Below are 18,290 nucleotides of genomic sequence, written 5' to 3' on the forward strand. Positions count from 1 at the left end.
AAATTTCTGAAGAACCGGTTTCCCTGAAAGAGACCTTGGAAATGACTGAAAAAAAAGCCATTCAAACCGCCCTTGATATTGCAAATGAAAACCGGTCAAAGGCAGCAGATATTCTTGGAATCGGCCGTCGTACCCTTTATACAAAAATGGCATACTATCGTATCGAGTGAGGTATTAATTGTTGTGATTTTTTTTGCTGATCAGTATTTAACAATTCCAAGATATTTTCTGAATTTTCCCCGGAATTTCCGAAAGGGATTGGAAAATATTTTCGCATAGCTTTCAATGGTGGTCATGGCTTTTTCCGGCTCAAACACATCCTGGAAAACAAGGTGTTTATATTTGGTGATCCAGATATAGAAGTCTGTTTCCGTCCGGTGGGGAAACCGGGATATGATTCCGTTTTTTTGGATTAAGTCCTTCATGGGTGAGTAAATATTGTCAAACCAGGATATTGCTGCTTCTTTAATGTTGATATCTTTTTTTTCTTTTTTTGCCAGGTAAAATCTGTGCCGCTGTATATGTTCCATGAGAATAGGGTATCCACCTAGAACAGTCAGATGAAGTTGCGGGTTTCTTGTTTTTTTTAATCCGGTTTCCTTTAAAAACCGGTGATATGTTTCAAGAATGGCAATCTGCTCTATGTCTGTTTTGTCGTCAAGGGAAAGATCACAGTCATATTCAAATACTTTTGCCTCAATCGCGACCATGTTTTTTGATTTCGCCACAGATACCCTGTGGTGGCCGTCTTTAACAAAATAGGCGTTGCACACCTTGTATAGCTCAACAGGCGGGAGGTCTCTGCCGGATTCGACCGCAGTTTCTATTAGTTTCCATCTGTTCCTTAAATTTTCGTCCAAAGGAAGGAAATGCCTGGTAAAATTTCTATAGCGGCCCTGGCTGCCGACGATTGAATCCAGTGGCACAGACTTTAACCCCAAGGCTCTTACATACCAGAGTTCGAGTTTTTCTTTGACGTCATCAAAAGGAAGGAGACGTCTGGATTTTCTGAGCAGCAGATTTTTGAGTTCCTGGATAAACGCTTTTGAAATTGCTTTTGAAAAAGCGATATCCGACTTATATTTTGATACCGCCTCTTTATTTGGTTTTATCACTAGTGATAAGTGGTTCCATGGCTTTGTTGGTAAAGTGTGCGTAATAAATTTTAATCAAATTGTGTTTTATACTAATCATATAAGAAACAAAAGTCAACATGTATTGTATTTATTCTCGTTGATTAAAAATTTTGATAGGTTTTGTTACATCTTTCTTGACATATAATAAATACCATGTCATTTAAACAAAGAACCAAAACAAAATCCAGGCAAAACAAAATGTTTTGGTTTGCCTGGAAAATGAAACTTACTTAAAGGAGATCGTAATGAATTTAATGGGCTTACAGGGTGGGCAGTATCGCCCCTTGTCACCGGAACAGATAAAAACAGTGCATGAAGCTTCCATGAAGATTCTTGAAAAAACAGGAATTACGTATGAACAGGGTCTGGAAGATACTGTTCAAATGCTTGAAGACAACGGTGCTGCCATTGACAGGGATAGAAAAAAAATCAGTTTTTCAAATGATATGATTACTGAACAGGTGGCAAAAGCCCCTGAAAAAGTTGTTCTTTGCGGCCAGGACCCAAAAAACGATCTTCATCTGACCGAAAATCGAGTCCATCTGGGGACCGGGGGTGCTGCCATCAAGATTCTGGACATGGAAACAGGCAGGGTCAGATCCACAACCCTAAAAGATCTCTATGATGTGTCACGGCTTGTGGATCAACTGGATAATATTCATTTTCTGGTAAGGCCCTGCATTGCCACAGACATTGATAAGGCAGACTATGATATCAATATGTTTTATGCATGCCTTGCAGCATCTTCAAAACATGTCATGGCCGGGGTGAATGATGAACAGGGGCTTCACAATGTCATTGAAATGGCATCCATGATTGCCAAAGGCCTGGACAAACTTACGGAAAGACCTTTTATTTCCGTGATTACTTCCTTTGCCATCAGCCCGTTAAAGTTGTGTACCCAGTCCACCCATATCATGCAGGAAGCAAACCGCAACCGCATCCCTGTTGCACTTTCCAGCGCACCCATGGCCGGATCAACTTCTCCTCTGACCATGGCAGGCACCCTGGCCCAGCTTCATGCGGAACAGCTTGCAGGCATCACCATATGTCAGTTAACCAATCCGGGGGCACCCCTGCTTTATGGCGGAATCCCGGGCATGGCAAATCTCAAAACCATGGGATATTCAGGAGGCGCTGTGGAATGCGGTATGATGAATGCAGCTATCCATCAATTATCAAATCACATAAAAGTACCCAATTACAATTCAGCAGGACTTTCCGATTCCAAGGTTCCGGATGCCCAGGCCGGATATGAAAAAGCGTTTACTGCATTGCTTGCATCCATGGGTGGCGCAAATTATATACATCACAGTGCCGGCATGCTTGAATCCATGCTCACCATTGCACATGAGCAGTTTGTCATTGATGATGAGATTATCGGAAACTGCTGCAAGGTTCTCAAAGGGATTGATGTTGATGCAGAACACCTTGCCCTGGAAGTGATCGAGTCGGTCGGACCCGGAGGAAATTTCATGACTTCTCCCCATACCATGACCCATTTGAGAACGGAATACTATAACGGCAATGGCGTAACTGACAGGAAAAGCCGTGAAAAATGGGAACAAGACGGCAGTCTTGATACCAGGCAAAGAGCACTTGGCATAGCCAGAAAATTTCTTGCAGGCTCTAAACCGTCTTATATCCCTGAAGAGATTGATAAGGCCATAAAAGAAAAATTTAACATATTATTATAGTGCCGGAATAAAAACATGAAATTACGATGTAATCGTTCGGATACTATTTAAAAAAAAGGAAAACAAGCATGACTGATTTTAATGAAATAAAAGAGACCCTGGTTAACCTTGATGAGCAGCGTCTGATTGAACTGGTGAATGAGGCGCTGGCAAAGAACATCCCTCCCGGTGATATCCTCAATAAAGGTTTGATTGCCGGAATGGATATTGTCGGCGAAAAAATGGAGAACGAGGATATGTTTATCCCGGAAGTGCTTATGGCTGCCCAGGCAATGGGTAAAGGTGTTGAGATCCTTAAACCCCTTCTGGGCGATGAAGATACCTCTGCCAGGGGAAGTGTTGTCATTGGTACAGTTAAAGGAGATCTTCATGATATTGGTAAGAATCTTGTGGCCATGATGATGGAAAGCGCCGGTATGGACGTCCATAATCTGGGTGTGGATATTGCTCCTGAAGAATTTGTGAGAATGATCAAGGAGAAAAATGCGGGTATACTTTGCCTTTCAGCACTTTTAACTACCACCATGCCAATGATGAAACAGACCATTGATGCCGTGGTTGAAAGCGGGTTGAGAGATCAGGTTAAAATTATGGTGGGGGGTGCACCGGTCACCCAGGTATTTGCCGATGAAATCGGTGCTGATGGATTTGCTGCTGATGCGGGTTCGGCTTCAAAACTTGCTAAAACCCTGGCAGCCTGAACCGGAGGAAATAATATGTTTGAAGTAATCGGCGAGAGGATTAATACCTCCAGAAAACTTGTCCAGGCAGCTGTGGTTGAACGTGATGCAGATTATATTATTGATGATGTTAAAAAACAGCAGGAAGCAGGCGCAGATTTTATTGATGTCAATGCCGGTGCCAGAATAGGGCACGAAAAAGAGGACATGCAATGGTTGCTTAAGACAATTAAGCCCATTGCCACAGTCTCGCTCTGTCTGGACAGTCCTGATCCGGCAATCCTTGAAATGGCTTATGGCATGGTAGACAATCCCCCAATGATAAACTCTATCAGTCTTGAAAAAAATCGGTTTGATACCATGATGCCTTTTTTGAAGGGAAAAGATTGCAAAATTATTGCCCTTTGCATGGACGATGCAGGTATGCCGGCATCATCTGACGATATTGTGGCAAGAGCTAAGGAACTGGTTACCAGACTTGAATCCATTGGAATGAAACAGGATTCTATCTACATTGATCCCCTTGTTCAGCCAATAAGTACGGATTCCACAAAAGGCACTATGGTTCTTAACGCAGTAAGACAGATTAAACAACTATTTCCAGATGTTCACATCACAGGAGGACTTTCCAATATTTCATATGGTCTGCCTGAAAGGAAGATCATCAATCGGACCTTTGTGACGTTGATGATGGATGCTGGCATGGATTCGGCTATTATTGATCCTTTGGATTCCAAAATCATGGCCGCCATAAAAACAGCAGACTTGCTTCTTGGCAATGATAATTTTTGCATGTCCTATCTTAAAGGGGTCCGTTCCGGCATGATCAAATCCTGACAGATGATGAGCCGACTAACCTTAAAACCATGGGGAATATTTGGCTAAGTCAAATGGGTGATTATTATTCAATTGATGACAAATTGCCAAAATATCAAAAAAGATGGTCTGATATCTAAAAATATCCTTCAGATTTGAGCGTTTGCCTTTATTTGATTTATGTATTAAATAATTCAACAGGCATTAAAGATAACAAAGAGGGAAGTATCCGATATGTGCGGTATTGTTGTGTATTATGGGGATGCTGAAAACAGGTTGACACGGGTGTTTACCGGGATGTGGGCCATTATTTACCGAGCGCCTGACAGCACAGGAATCGGTATGATCGGAAGTGATCTGGAGCCCCTCAAGATTCGGCGGGAGTTAGGATCTGTAGATAATCTCATTGACCGGCTCATTGAGTCTCCTATATTTGACGAGAGTGAACTCCGGGTGGTTTCAGTCATGGATGATGCTTTTCACAGCTATTCGGATTTTATGGTTCAAAATCAGGAAAAACTTATTGCATTTGAGGGCTTTTCACCAAAAGAACGTTTCATCGACAAACCGGACAACAAATCCTTTTTAAGATGGTCAGCGTTAACAGACATTCAAAATATTCTGCAGGTGGAGCCGGGAACCGCAGGAAATCCTGAAATTCAGGAATATTTTAAAATAGACTCTCCTAAACAATTCAAGGCCACCATCAACCGTCTGGTCATGGACTTTGATCTTCCCTTGGCCATTGCTAAAAAATTCATGCTTACAGGGTTTGAGACCCTGATCCGCAGTAAACGGGAAAATGGGTCGGCACCAGTTAATGAAAATGATCTTGTCCATGAGTTCCAGCAGATATTTGATAGCTATGCCTATGATGAAGACCCAGGTCGACCTGTGCGAGTCACTTATAAACCCGGTCCAAAAAATCCCTATGCAAGAAAATATGTCTGGCAATATCTCAGGGACATGGTTGTCACACTGCCGCCGGATTATACCATGGACGGCATTGCCAATCTTTTCAGGAGCATTGACAGTTCTGTTCTGGCTAACATCATCCATACCCCTGAAATGGATGACAGGATACAGTTAATATTTGAGAATTTCTGGGGTGTGAATAAAACCACGCCTCCTGTTTACTGGCGAACACTGTACCGGACAGAGCGGATCTATAATGTGTACGGAATTGCAGCTGCCTCTGCTCTGGCTTATTTCCAGATAGATGTTTATATGAAAAAAATGTTAAAAACCAGCAAGGAAAATAATCTGCCGCCAGGCCACATCCCGGGTCGCACGCATCCTCTACTGCTTAAATATATGGTTCAGCCGGTAATTGGTCAGGGCAGGTGGGCAATACAGTCGTCTACCTCTGTTCGCAATGCTCATCCTTTTATAGATGAAAAAAAATTAAGAGCTGTGGTGTTAAACGGACAATTCAGCACTGATATTGAATCCAGGATCAGAGAGTATCTGACCCAGGTAACAAAGATTAATTTGAGAAGTGATAACTCAACCGAATTGTTTGTCATGCTCTGGGGACATTATTTTGATACGGCTTATATGGCAAGCCAGCGGTATGAGGTGATCGAAAAACAACATCGTCTTGGTCTTGAGGACGTTTCCGTGTGCAGCCAGTCCGTTGATTATGGTATTTTCACAAAACTGAGTAACAAGACAAAGCATGATATTGACGAAATGTCATTTATCCAGGCAATGGAAACCATGGTCAGGTCAGGGGGGCAATTTGCCGTTTCCGGGATCAGCATGGTATCCACTGACCGGCTTTTTGTAGCTGCCCATAAACGACCGGTGTATATTGTTAAACGGCAGGATACATCGGACTTCATGGTGGTGTCTGATATAAACGCCGCCCTGGGACTTTTTCCCCAGACCCTGATCCAGTCCACCAGCATAAAACTGCGGAAATTAATGAATACGTATTCCAAAAAATCGGTGATAGTGGAGCCGGATTTTTTTGATGATGAGTCCGACAGCCGGGAGTCATGGTTCAGACGGGAAAAAACGGCTCTTCTGGCACCATTCCAGGTGGAGATATATGCTTTGGATCAGGAACGAGTGTTTGCTAAAATTCAGACAAACGCCGGCATAAACAATGTGCTGCGGGAACTTACAATCATGGATTTCTCAGGAAAGGTTAAAACCGATATCCGGCCAGATCATATCTCTCTGACACCCATTACCTTTAAAAAAGATTTCGGCAGGACTTTTTATGAAGAACATTTGTTTGAAATACCAGGGTTGCTTAAGGATGTGCTGGGTCGGTATTCCTGTCCTGATCGCCATATACCAGTATTTGACATAAGAGAACGCCTTTTAAGAAAACGGTTTGGAGCAGATCTTGCTTCCTTGAACCGGATCATTCTGGTCAGCACGGGTTTTAGTTATCTTTTAGCCGAGGTGGTTGAAAAAAACATGGAGCAATTTCTGACCGGGATTAATATTATCGTAGCCACCCCCCTGGAAATCGGCATGGTGGAAAAATCCATTAATCCTGACGGGGATCTGGTGATAATGGTATCATGGTCTGGTACCACTTCAGATATGATTGATTTTGCATCCCATCTTTTGACCCGGAATGTCCTCATGGTCGGGGTTACTGAAAAACCGTTTTCCGACCTGGCACTCATCACCAGAAAAAGTGCGGGTGTTATACCCGTGCTCAGCGGAGAAGAAGTGACTGTGGCCCCGCTTAAAAGTTCTATCTGCATGCTTTTGGTTCTGGAACTTTTTTGTATTTATATTTCTGTGTTAACCTCTGACGATACAAAAAAGGCCGCTGATTTTTGTAAGGAAATAAAACAAATTCCAGAAAAAATTAATGCCATGTTAAGCGATGAAAAAGTAATTACCTTCTGCCAGGAGGTTGCAAAAAAAACCCAAAATACAAACATCCATTATATTGTTGATGCCCTTCATGATGTCGGATCTGCTAAAATAGGGGCATTGAACCTCGAACTGAATGCCTGGACATCCATGGGAAATGCTATTGATTATTCTGAGATGGATGCATTCATTCACACCCCTCTGGCAGACAAGGACCTGATTCTTGTGAACGCTACCAATGCTCAACGGCTGATCCAGGGAATCGATTTCATGAAAGGTCTTTATGGAAACAGAAAACGTTTTTTTGCAATGAGTTATAAAAACAGGGAGAAAAAAGAGATTCAAAAATATGCTGAACAAGTTGTATTTTTGCCCAAGGTGTCAGAGTGTTTTCAGCCGTTCATTGATATTACCTTCACATTTTTGTTTGGATTTTATTTCGGGCTGGCACGGGGCAGGCTTTCCGGTCAGATGCCCAGAAATATGACCAAATCCGTGACTGCAGGCCGGGCAAAGAGCAGCAAAGACTTGTCTGTCTCAGATGTTATGGATGACATTGCTGCTAAGAATAAAGCAGGGGATGTTCTGCCTGCCTATCTATTGACCCCGGCAGACAGACCCTGCTGGATCGACCTGGCCGGTAATGACCAGGAAAAACTATATTATACGGATTTAATCAGGCTAAGCGCTGCCTTCCATGATCCGGAGCCCTTTTCAGCTTTCTTTTCAACTCCGACAGGTGCGCGTCTTGAGGCCGTATCAACCCTTATATTCAAGTATCTGACAGATGATGGGATCATCATATTTGTGCCAATGGACAAGCAGGCTGAAGCCGGGTGTAGAAATTTTTCCCAGTTGTGGGAACTCTGTTTTGATCTTCCCCTCCAGGTGGAATTTCCTGAAAAAATAAAAGGGATCAGCACAGAGGACAGTCTGGTGATAGTAGTGGCTTCAGAACCATCGGATAAAGATTTATTGTCAATGGTATGCCGATATTCCCATAAAAATCTGCTCTGGATTGGTCCTGAAAACGGAAAAGTGGGGTTTCAGACATTTTCAAATTCTTTTGGAACTTATTTTTTTAATAATCCGGGTCTTTCCTGTAAATACGAGCATGTCTATTATGCCCTGTCCCTGTTTTTTTCAACGCTCATGGAGTATCAACACCCCATACGCGCCAGGATGTTCCTTGATCATTTCAAGCTTTTTTTGCCGACCGTGAATACTATCCTCGGGGATAAAGGATTCAGGCAGACAATTCAGGATATGCTAAAAGAAAATCAGACCTATAAAAAAGGACTTTTCATCACCAGCCTGAAAGGAAACAGTATCTCATGGAAAAACAAATTCCGTACCCATAAAATCCGGGGGCTTGAAAGTGAAACATTTGGTGTCAGTGCCTATTCTCACCTGGTTATGGTGGATCCTTTGGTGGAAGAAAAGTATGTAAAGTTGGAACCCAGATATATTATGGTCAAAACCTATTCTGAACAGGATGTTTGTGCATGGGAAAAGCGGTATCTGGGCGGTGCTGATATAGATGATTTTTTACGGGAATTCTCCATGCCCTTTCACCCTGAGTCGATTCTGCCGTTTATGATTGATAACCAATGGTATCTGCCGGTATTAAAGTCTGATTATGACACAGACCAAGACTGCCTGGTCATTATTGATGCTACCAGTGAAAAATATTTTGACTCAGCACTGGATGAGCTGGCCACATTCGGTAGTCGATATGCACGGCTTGTTATTATCACCCAGAAAGGCTTTACCACTGATGCACGGCTTGCCACCCTGAAAAAATATCCCTTGAGCAATATCATTCTTGTACCGGGAATTACAGACTCGAACGGCAATTCCCGGATACTCTCGGATTATATTCTTCCAGTAGTGATTAGTATCATTGGTTCTGCCATGAAGTTCCTTGACCAATGAGCAGGCAATCCTTTTAGTTTTCGCTGCCAACACCGGTTCTTTAAAGAATTTCCAGGGGTTGCCATGTGAATTTTTTTTACATTCCTTCTCACCCATTCGAGCATAATGAGCGCTCTTCATACTTAAATCATGCGTTGATATCATAATAATTATTTATTGATATATCAATTATTTAAAATAAAATAATTATTTATATAATTGAAAATTTCAAAGATTAATTCTATAATATTAAATAATTAAACTGTTGATAGTAAGAATTTTTATGTTATATATAGATGAACCTAAGTGAACTCTTATGGACAAACAGGAGAAAATGAATGCCTGAAAAAATAGGCGATGCAAGCAAGCATGTTATATATAAAAGGATTAGAGCTGATATCATTACCGGCAGGAAAAAACCAGGTGAACGATTGTCAATTGATATTTTAAAAGAAGAGTTCGGAACCAGTGTCACTCCAGTCAGAGATGCTCTGCAGATGCTCAGTCATGAAGATCTTGTCACAATAAAACCCCGGTCCGGATATTATGTAACGCTGGTTTCTCTAAAAGAACTCACTGACATGATTGAGTTTCGACAAATTCTCGAACTGGCTGCGGTGGAACGTGCGGCCCAAAAAATTAATGGCGAACAGATTGCTATTCTTGAGAATGTACATGCCGGTTACACAAATGATGATGATGAAACGTATTCACGGTACACTGAAGAAAACCAGAACTTTCATTATCTGGTTGCCAAAGCATCAGGCAATGATGAACTGGCCCGGCAGATAAAACATTTACATGACCGCCTGGCCCGGTTTGTGGTGATTGTTCGTTCCGGCAAACACATGATTGATATTCATGGACGCCTGATAAAAAAATTAAAAGCCCATGACCCTGCGGGTGCAAAGAAAACATTGCTAAAAGAGCTTGACGAAGCCAGAACGGCCATCATGGAAAAAATCATGCAGGAAGAAGCCGCTTCCTGGCATCTGGGAACTTGGAAATGAATTCAGCAGAATATTTCGGACAATTGCTCAATGTTAATCTGAGTTCAAGTCAGTGTGCTCTTTCAGCATTCCCTGAGGCAGCTGTGGACTATATCGGAGGGCGCGGATTTAATATCTGGTACCTCTATCATCATCTCCCTGCTAAAACAGATCCTCTGGCCCCTGAAAACATATTACTGCTATCATGCGGCCTTCTTACAGGATCATCCGCCCCGGCCTCGGCCAGACTGCACATTAATGCTCTCTCGCCTTTGACCGGGATACTGGGCAGTTCAAATATCGGTGGTTATGCAGGGGCGTGGCTTAGATCCTGTAATATCGCTTCTATCATTATTACAGGAAAATCGCAGAAACCCGTCTACCTTTATATTGATTCCAATGGAGCTCGTTTTGAGGATGCCTCTCATCTTTTGGAGCGCGATGCCTTTGAAACCCAGGATATGATTAAACACTCCCATAAAAATAAAAAATTAAAAATCCTGGCCATTGGACCGGGAGGTGAAAGCAAGATTCGGTTTGCTGCGATAATGAGCGGACGGGATCATGCGGCAGGCAGAACCGGGATGGGGTCGGTCATGGGATCAAAGAATCTTAAAGCCATTGTGATTTCCAGGGGAAGTCATAAACATTTTCCTGCGGTTACCCCTTTACAAAAAGGAGCTGTCAAAGCCTATGTGTCTGAAATAAGAAAATCTTCCGAATTTAATTTTTTTTCAAAATATGGCGGTGCAGGATATGTTAAATGGGCGAATGACTTTGGAATCATGGGCAGCAAAAATTATAGTGAAATCGGCGTCAAGCATATTGAAAAAATTGATGGCCGGCAGCTTGATAAAAATATTGTCCGGTCCAGTGGGTGCTTTCGCTGTCCGGTCCAGTGCAAGGCTGATCTTCAATTAGACGGCATGGATACAGATGAGTTTTTCACACGGCCTGAATTTGAACCGGTTATCAACCTGGGACCAAAATGCGGTCTTGATGACCTGAACCAGATTATTAAGCTGGATAATCTGTGTGGCCGCCTGGGGATAGATACCACTTCCACCGCCAGTGTCATTGCCTTTGCCATGGATCTTTTTGAAAAAAAAATATTACCCGCCTATTTGATTGGCGATCTCGACCTTTCCTGGGGTAATGCCGCAACCATGGAAAAGCTGATTTACCAGATGGTTGAGGGCAAGGGCCTTGGAAAAATTTTATGTCTGGGTGTTAGAAAAGCAGCCGAGATCATCGGCAACGGTGCCAGCCAACATGCAGTCCATGTCAAAGGCCTGGAATTGACCGCCTACCACCCGATGGCCATCATGGGGACTGCCCTTGGATATGCCGTATCAAGCCGTGGTGGTGATTATAATAATGTGTATGCCTCCCTTGAATACAGCTGGTCGGAAACCAAGGCGGAAGAAGAATTTGGGACCAGGGAGGCCGTCAACATAAAATCTATCCTGGCAAAAGGCAAGGTGATAAAAAAAGCCGTCACAACAAATATTATAGTGGACAGCTTAGGGATTTGCAAAGTACCGGTTTTATCTCTTTTAAAATCCTTTAATCTTGAAAATGAAGTAAGGCTCATTAATGGGCTGACCGGCCTGAACGTTTCAAATATTAATCTCTTTGAGGCCGGGGAAAAAATAGCCGCCCTTGAAAAGCTTTTTAATATCCGGCATGCAAAGGATGATATTGAGGATAAACTCCCACAGATGTTTATAAACCAGGATCGCAATCAAAAATTAATCCAGCAAAATTTTGAAACCATGTTACAGGAGTATTACAACGCCATGGGGTGGGATGAGAAAGGAATCCCTCCTGAGCCGGCATAGAAAATAAATTTTATTTATATTGGAGGAAACAAAATTGATTCAGTCTTCAAATATTCAAACCCGATCTGTTGGCATGAAGATTTTCACTGATGATCAGATTTGGGAAATAAGACAGGCCGCTTTTGATATTATTGAAAGAGTCGGGTTTAAATGCGGGCACAAACAAGTTCATAAAATGATGAAACAGGCCGGTGCACGGGTGAAGGACAATCATATCAACATTCCAAGGCATATTGTTGAAGAATGCCTTGCCACAACTCCCAAGGGCTGGATCATTTATGACAGGAACGGTAAACGGGCAATGGAAGTGGAAGGGGAAAAAAGCCATTACGGTACCTCCACTGCCAGTCCCAATACACGGGATGCATTTACCGGTGATATCCGGCCGACCTGTATCAAGGATATCGAGCTGGGTGCAAAAGTGGCGGATTACCTGGATGGCATTGATTTTGTCATGCCAATGGGAAGTGCCCAGGATGTACCCGGAGAAGCAGCAGAAGTTCACGAATTTGAAGCCATGGTTTCTAATACAACAAAACCATCTGTTGTTATCGGTTATACAGCTCTTGGCTGTGAGTATGTTTACGAGATGGCGGCCGTGATTGCCGGGGGGCAGGAAAATTTAAGTAAAAAACCGTTTATTATCGCCTACCCCGAAGCCATTGCACCGCTTTTTTTTCCAGATGAAGTCATTGAGCGTATTTTTGTGGCGGCTGACCGGTTTATGCCCCAGCTGCCGGGTTCAACCGTCCAGCCAGGTGCTACAGGGCCGGTTACTCTGGCTGGGGTTATCACCCTGATCACGGCGGAATCACTCATCCATATTACCATTGCCCAGTTGCGAAAAAAAGGATGCCCGGTTGCCATGAGCGGCAATGTCGGTATCCTTGATATGAAAACAGCGCTCATGGCAGTGGGTGCACCGGAAACCAACCTGGCCCTTGCTGCCCAGGCAGAGGTGGCACGCTCCTTTAACCTGCCGACCTGGGGACTTGCCGGGGCAACGGATTCAAAAATGCTGGATGCCCAGGCAGGTATTGAAAGCGCTTTTTCAATATTAAGCCAGGGGCTTTCCGGTCTAAACCTGATTCATGATGTCGGGTATATGGCTTCGGGCATGGCCTGTTCCCTTGAACAACTGGTAATGGGCAACGAAGTGGTCGGTATGACAAAGCGGTTTGTAGAAGGTATTACTGTAACACGAGAAACCATTGCCAGGCAGATCATAGAAGATGTGGGGCCTGGCGGCCACTTCCTGGTGCAGCAGCATACAATGAATCATTTCAAAGAAGAACTCTGGAATGCCAAGCTTTTAAACCGCCAGACCATTGATGCCTGGAATGATGCAGGCAAACCCTCAATGGAAGACCGGGTAAAAGAAGAAGTCAGGATGATTACCGAAACTCACAAACCGGAACCTTTGAGCGATAAGATCATATCAGAGCTGGATCGGTTGAAAAAAGAAGGAGAAAGGGAAATTCTTGCCAAATTAGAAAAAGGATAGAGGAAAAAATAAATGATAAGTAAAAACTATGATGCCATTATCATTGGTGCCGGCATTATCGGCAACAGCATTGCTTATACTGTGAAAACGGAAACGACCATGACACAGATCCGCTGCAATACAGGATGAAATATATTAATCATACATTGAATATTGGTTTTTTCAGCCGGAACCGCGAAATTAACAAAGATTCAAGTTTTTCAGTTATTGGATAAAGAGAGTGATTTCTTAATATGATGCTTTGTTTTGCTGATCATATATAACGGGATGGATAGAATATTCTCATGAAATGACAGATCATGCATGGAATATCTTATGCCAAAAGGAATGTCAGGATATTTTTTAAGAAAAAGTTTCATGCTTTTCAAAGAACCTGTGGCTCCGGATTTAACTTCAACAGGAAAGACCATTCCTTCAATGCCAATGAGATAATCAACCTCAGCACTGCTTCCCCGTGCTTCCCTTGCCCAGAAAAAAAGTTCTGGTTCAGCATATGGATCTGAGCAGGAAAGCAGCTCCTGGGCAACAAATTGTTCTGCCACACTGCCCGCATTAATCTGCATAACCGGCATATCAAGGGCAATGGGAGTCTGTATCCCAAGGGCATTTTGCATCATGCCCACATCAAGATATGCCAGCTTGAACTTTTTTTCATTGACACCTGCGGCTAATGGCAGCCCGGCACCGGAAGAGTGGCATATCCTTGTCAGGCATCTGGCCTCGCAAAGTAATTGGAGGGCATCTTTCAGAAATTTTGATTCTATATTGGGATTTACGCGGGAATACCTGTAACGCTGTCCAACCATCCGGGGGGCACTTTCATACACCTGCTTTAGATATTTATGCTTTGCAGTGGAAGCATATTTTGAAAAGTCAGCAGCATAGGTTCTTACAAGCCCCAATTGCAATCGCCGTATTTCCTCCATTGATATATTACCGGCAAAAGCATTGACAGCCGCGGGCATGCCGCCGATCAAAAAATAGTTTCGTATCAGGTTTTCAAGACGACCCTGGATAACCTGGTCGATTCCTGTTTTTGGATTTATCGTATTTAAATATTCGTATAGTTTTTCTTCACCTGTGGCCATTAGAAATTCATCAAATGAGAGAGGAAACATGAATATGCTTTGGATGCGACCCACAGGCATCCTGAAATTTTTTGAGCGCAAAGCAAATTCAATAAGTGATCCTGCACCAATAACATGAAGTTCAGGTATTTTTTCATAAAAATACCGCAGGGAAGTGATCGCCCTTGGACACTCCTGGATTTCATCGAGAAATAATAAAGTATGGCCTGGCTGTATGATATTTCTTGTGATAATTGAGAGGCGGTCAATGATTAGTTTTGGGTCATACTCTGAAAAACAATTTGCGAATTCAGGTTTTTCTTCAAAATTAATTGAAACAAGATTTTTGAACCGGGCTTTTCCAAAAGCAGTTATAGAATAGGTTTTACCAACCTGTCGTGCTCCTCTCACCAGGAGAGGCTGTCTCACAGGACTGGCTTTCCATTGATTTAAAATGGTGTCAATTTTGCGATCCATATGATCTTATTATCACGGTCATTCATAAAAAACAAGGGTTAAATCAGATATTAAGTCATAAAAAACAAGGTGGTTTTATGACTTATCATGATTCTATGTCAAATTTAATAAACATGTGGCAGATGTCTTTTTATCGTGCATGAATCCGTTCTGACTCATCCGGTACTCTCATGACCGGCTCAATTTTACTCAATTCTTCGATGGGAATATGACACTTGATGACATGCCGGTCTTCCACCAACTGGTCTGTTGGAGGCTCATTATCACAAATGTCACCAATTTTCCGATGGCAGCGGGTGCAAAACGGGCATCCTTTTGGGGGATTTATTGCACTTGGCAGATCTCCTTCCAGAACTATTCTACGTTTGATTATTTCCGGATCAGCAATGGGAACGGCTGACAATAGAGCCTCTGTATAAGGATGATAAGGGGGAGCAAATATTTGTTCTGTCGTTCCTCGCTCAAGGATATGCCCCAGATACATGACGACAATACGATCCGCCAGATACCGGACAACACTTAAATCATGACTGATAAAAAGCAGGGTGGTTTTATGCTCGCGCTGGATATCCATTAAAAGCTCTGTCACAGCGGCTGCCACTGATACATCCAAAGCAGACACCGGCTCATCACAAATTACAATGCCCGGGTTCCCGGCAAATGCCCTGGCAATACCAATACGCTGCTTCTGACCGCCGGATAACTGCCTGGGTTTTCTGAAATAAAAATCTCTTGGCAGTTTGACGGTGTCCAGCAAGGTCATTACACGATTAAAAATTTTCTTTTTATCGGTCTCAACACCAAATTGTCTGATAACCCGTGATATCTGTCCACCAATGGAATGGCTGGGATTTAAAGTATCAAAGGGATTTTGAAAAACCATCTGCAAAGAGCGGATCTGTTTGGTGGAACGGTCTCGAACCGCAATATCTGAAATATCTTTTCCTTTATGGCGTATCTCTCCATCGGTTCCAGTCTCCAGGCCCATGAGAACTTTAGCAAAGGTTGATTTACCACATCCGGATTCACCAACAATAGCAACAGTCTCACTTTCATGGGCTGTAAAGTTCAGTTCTTCATTTGCTTTGACATGAGAAATACTTTTACCGGAAATTATGGCCATCAAAGAGGTGTCTTTTACCTCATAGTATTTTTTCATGCCATCCACATTCAGAACCCGTTTACCGATTTCAAGTGATTCCTTGACGGTCTCACCCGAAGCCTCTTTTGTATGATCAATCTCTTTATACCGTAAACAGCGGACGCGATGATCCGGTGCACTGCCTTCCACATTTTCCATCCTGAAATGATCTTGATCACACAGGCCTTTTTTAAAATGATCACAGCGGGGGCCGAAATAACACCCGGAAGGCCGTTCAAAAGGCAGGGGCAGCTGTCCCCGGATCGGCTTTAAGGGAGCGGCATCCTTATCTGCAGTGGGCAGGGGGATACACGAAAAAAGGCCGTGGGTATAGGGGTGTTTTGGCCAGGTAAAAAGAGAATTTATGGTGCCTTCCTCTACAACCTCACCCGAATACATCACAAATACCCGGTCGCAGGTTTCTAAAATCAATCCAAGGTTATGGGAGATATATATCTGGGAGGTGCCGAATTTTTTGCTGATATCAGCAATCAATTGAACAATCCCGGCTTCCACGGTAACATCCAGAGCAGTGGTGGGCTCATCCAATAATAACAAAGAGGGGTTGGACAAAAGCCCCATGGCAATGACGGCCCGCTGCTGCTGTCCGCCGGATAACTGATGGGGATAAGATTCCATAATTCGTTCAGGGTCGGGCAGCTTGGCAGCAGCCAGCATTTGTACAGACCTCTCGCGTGCTTCTTTTCTGGAGATATTTTCATGGGCCAGGGGTACTTCCATGAGCTGGGTGCTGATTTTAAGGCTTGGATTTAAAGAAGCAAAGGGCTCCTGATAAATCATTGATATCTCTGACCCTCTAATACTGCGCAATTCATCTTCGCTTAGAATGGTTAAATCACGACCTTTGAACCTTATACTCCCGCTTTTAATACCGCCGTTGGCACCCATATACTGCATAATCACCATTGCAACGGTTGATTTGCCACAGCCTGACTCTCCGACAATACCGATGGTCTCACCGGGTTTAACTGTCAGGGAAAAATCAACTACGGCAGGTATTTCTCCGGCTCTTGTGTAATATGAAATACACAGATCTTTACAAACCAGTACAGGTTCTTGCTTGTCATTCATAATTCTTTACCTTTTAATCACGTAATGAGATTTCACGCAACCCGTCCGCCAATAGATTAAATCCCAGAATCAATGAAGATATTGCAATACAGGGGAAAAGGGTCATATGGGGGAAAACCATTGCCATCTGCCGTGTTTCATTTACCATCCCGCCCCAGTCAGGATCCGGTGGCGGCAAACCAAGACCTAAGAAACCAAGAACACCAATGGTAATAATGACATACCCGAGACGCAGGCAGGCATCCACAATAAGCGGACCCCTGGCATTGGGTAAAATCTCAAACAACATGATTCTCCAGTCGGATTCACCCCGGGTCTGGGCGGCTGCCACATAGTCACGATTGCGAAGGTCCAGTACTAAACCACGTACTATACGCATGATTCCCGGAGAAGAGGCAAAGGTAATGGCAATAACAATATTAAATCCCGAGGCACCAATGGTGGCAATAACGATGATGTAGAGCACCAGTACGGGAAATGATAAAATAATATCTGAAATACGGGACAGGATGTCATCCACCAGGCCCCCGCGGTATCCGGCCATGAGTCCCATTAAAATTCCCACAGTGTAGGCGCACACGGTTGCAATGGGTGCATAAAATAATACGGTGCGGGATCCCCAGACAATACGGGACAAAATATCTCGGCCCATGTGATCCGTGCCCAGCCAGAATGTTCCGCCCGAAGCCGCCATTGTTCCCGGTTTGGCAAAGGGCTGAATCGCTGCATTTGGATCAAATTGTGCGATCAAAGGAGCAAAGACAGCGACGAGCACCCAGAACAGAACCAGAAAAGCACCAATCATCCCCACCCAGCTTTCCCTCAGGAGTCCAAAAGATTTTATGATACGCCAAAGGGCTGCACCATAGCCCACAGAGGGCATTTCAGTAATAGATTTGGTTGTCATTTATAAGTCTCCTTAACTGAAACGTATGCGGGGGTTAAGAAAGGTATAGCCGATATCCGCCAAGGTTTGAGAACTCACCGCCACAACCACCGCCACCATTGCACAGGCTTCTAAGAGTGCAATATCATTATTCAGGGAAGCTTCTAAAAGCAATGCGCCAAACCCTTTATAGGCAAAGAAAAATTCAA

The 18,290-nt window shown here is 43.4% G+C and carries 13 protein-coding genes; 8 read left to right on the forward strand and 5 right to left on the reverse strand.

The window, feature by feature from the left end; all coding sequences use genetic code 11:
* Window positions 1-41: 41 nt before the first annotated feature.
* Window positions 42-170, forward strand: a complete 129-nt coding sequence (locus K8S13_RS06685) for a helix-turn-helix domain-containing protein (protein WP_291461431.1) — start codon at window positions 42-44, stop codon at window positions 168-170.
* 30 nt (window positions 171-200) lie between these two features.
* Here K8S13_RS06685 and K8S13_RS06690 read toward each other — a convergent pair whose 3' ends face one another.
* A complete protein-coding gene (locus K8S13_RS06690) occupies window positions 201-1,115 on the reverse strand; it encodes a hypothetical protein (protein WP_291461415.1) in 915 nt (304 codons plus the stop codon).
* A gap of 266 nt (window positions 1,116-1,381) precedes the next feature.
* Here K8S13_RS06690 and K8S13_RS06695 point away from each other — a divergent pair, with 266 nt between their 5' ends.
* The 7 genes from K8S13_RS06695 (at window position 1,382) to K8S13_RS06725 (ending at window position 13,418) form a co-directional block, all read left to right on the forward strand.
* Entirely contained in the window at window positions 1,382-2,833 is a 1,452-nt protein-coding gene (locus K8S13_RS06695; protein WP_291461417.1) for a trimethylamine methyltransferase family protein, read from the forward strand.
* 68 nt (window positions 2,834-2,901) lie between these two features.
* Window positions 2,902-3,534, forward strand: a complete 633-nt coding sequence (locus K8S13_RS06700) for a B12-binding domain-containing protein (RefSeq protein ID WP_291461419.1) — start codon at window positions 2,902-2,904, stop codon at window positions 3,532-3,534.
* A 15-nt stretch (window positions 3,535-3,549) separates the two neighbouring features.
* The gene (locus tag K8S13_RS06705) at window positions 3,550-4,350 is read left to right on the forward strand and encodes a dihydropteroate synthase (RefSeq protein WP_291461421.1); all 801 of its coding nucleotides are present in this window, start codon (window positions 3,550-3,552) and stop codon (window positions 4,348-4,350) included.
* Between the two features lie 213 nt (window positions 4,351-4,563).
* The gene (locus tag K8S13_RS06710; RefSeq protein WP_291461422.1) at window positions 4,564-9,105 is read left to right on the forward strand and encodes an SIS domain-containing protein; all 4,542 of its coding nucleotides are present in this window, start codon (window positions 4,564-4,566) and stop codon (window positions 9,103-9,105) included.
* A gap of 317 nt (window positions 9,106-9,422) precedes the next feature.
* The gene (locus K8S13_RS06715; protein WP_291461424.1) at window positions 9,423-10,094 is read left to right on the forward strand and encodes a GntR family transcriptional regulator; all 672 of its coding nucleotides are present in this window, start codon (window positions 9,423-9,425) and stop codon (window positions 10,092-10,094) included.
* Window positions 10,091-11,914: an aldehyde ferredoxin oxidoreductase family protein gene (locus K8S13_RS06720; RefSeq protein WP_291461425.1), complete on the forward strand. Its 1,824-nt coding sequence runs from the start codon at window positions 10,091-10,093 to the stop codon at window positions 11,912-11,914. The genes K8S13_RS06715 and K8S13_RS06720 overlap by 4 nt, the downstream gene beginning before the upstream one ends.
* 34 nt (window positions 11,915-11,948) lie before the next feature.
* The gene (locus K8S13_RS06725; protein WP_291461426.1) at window positions 11,949-13,418 is read left to right on the forward strand and encodes a trimethylamine methyltransferase family protein; all 1,470 of its coding nucleotides are present in this window, start codon (window positions 11,949-11,951) and stop codon (window positions 13,416-13,418) included.
* A gap of 200 nt (window positions 13,419-13,618) precedes the next feature.
* Here the strand turns inward: K8S13_RS06725 and K8S13_RS06730 are convergent, their stop codons facing one another.
* The 4 genes from K8S13_RS06730 to K8S13_RS25620 all read right to left on the reverse strand — a co-directional run.
* Window positions 13,619-14,962 (reverse strand): AAA family ATPase, encoded by a 1,344-nt coding sequence (locus K8S13_RS06730; protein ID WP_291461427.1) that lies wholly within the window; start codon window positions 14,960-14,962, stop codon window positions 13,619-13,621.
* 130 nt (window positions 14,963-15,092) lie between these two features.
* A complete protein-coding gene (locus K8S13_RS06735) occupies window positions 15,093-17,195 on the reverse strand; it encodes an ABC transporter ATP-binding protein (RefSeq protein WP_291461429.1) in 2,103 nt (700 codons plus the stop codon).
* Window positions 17,196-17,208: 13 nt separating this feature from the next.
* Window positions 17,209-18,102, reverse strand: coding sequence for an ABC transporter permease (locus tag K8S13_RS06740; RefSeq protein WP_291461430.1), 894 nt, complete (start codon window positions 18,100-18,102; stop codon window positions 17,209-17,211).
* A gap of 12 nt (window positions 18,103-18,114) precedes the next feature.
* Window positions 18,115-18,290 (reverse strand): ABC transporter permease subunit (locus K8S13_RS25620; protein WP_367172542.1); only part of this gene is annotated, 176 nt, incomplete at its 5' end.

The sequence above is a fragment of the Desulfobacula sp. genome (assembly GCF_021107415.1).

Excerpts from the sequence above, each read along its gene's own strand:
- K8S13_RS06685 (WP_291461431.1), top strand. The coding sequence starts at position 42 with ATGACTGAAAAAAAAGCCATTCAAACCGCCCTTGATATTGCAAATGAA.
- K8S13_RS06695 (WP_291461417.1), top strand. The coding sequence starts at position 1,382 with ATGAATTTAATGGGCTTACAGGGTGGGCAGTATCGCCCCTTGTCACCG.
- K8S13_RS06700 (WP_291461419.1), top strand. The coding sequence starts at position 2,902 with ATGACTGATTTTAATGAAATAAAAGAGACCCTGGTTAACCTTGATGAG.
- K8S13_RS06705 (WP_291461421.1), top strand. The coding sequence starts at position 3,550 with ATGTTTGAAGTAATCGGCGAGAGGATTAATACCTCCAGAAAACTTGTC.
- K8S13_RS06710 (WP_291461422.1), top strand. The coding sequence starts at position 4,564 with ATGTGCGGTATTGTTGTGTATTATGGGGATGCTGAAAACAGGTTGACA.
- K8S13_RS06715 (WP_291461424.1), top strand. The coding sequence starts at position 9,423 with ATGCCTGAAAAAATAGGCGATGCAAGCAAGCATGTTATATATAAAAGG.
- K8S13_RS06720 (WP_291461425.1), top strand. The coding sequence starts at position 10,091 with ATGAATTCAGCAGAATATTTCGGACAATTGCTCAATGTTAATCTGAGT.
- K8S13_RS06730 (WP_291461427.1), bottom strand. The coding sequence starts at position 14,962 with ATGGATCGCAAAATTGACACCATTTTAAATCAATGGAAAGCCAGTCCT.
- K8S13_RS06735 (WP_291461429.1), bottom strand. The coding sequence starts at position 17,195 with ATGAATGACAAGCAAGAACCTGTACTGGTTTGTAAAGATCTGTGTATT.
- K8S13_RS06740 (WP_291461430.1), bottom strand. The coding sequence starts at position 18,102 with ATGACAACCAAATCTATTACTGAAATGCCCTCTGTGGGCTATGGTGCA.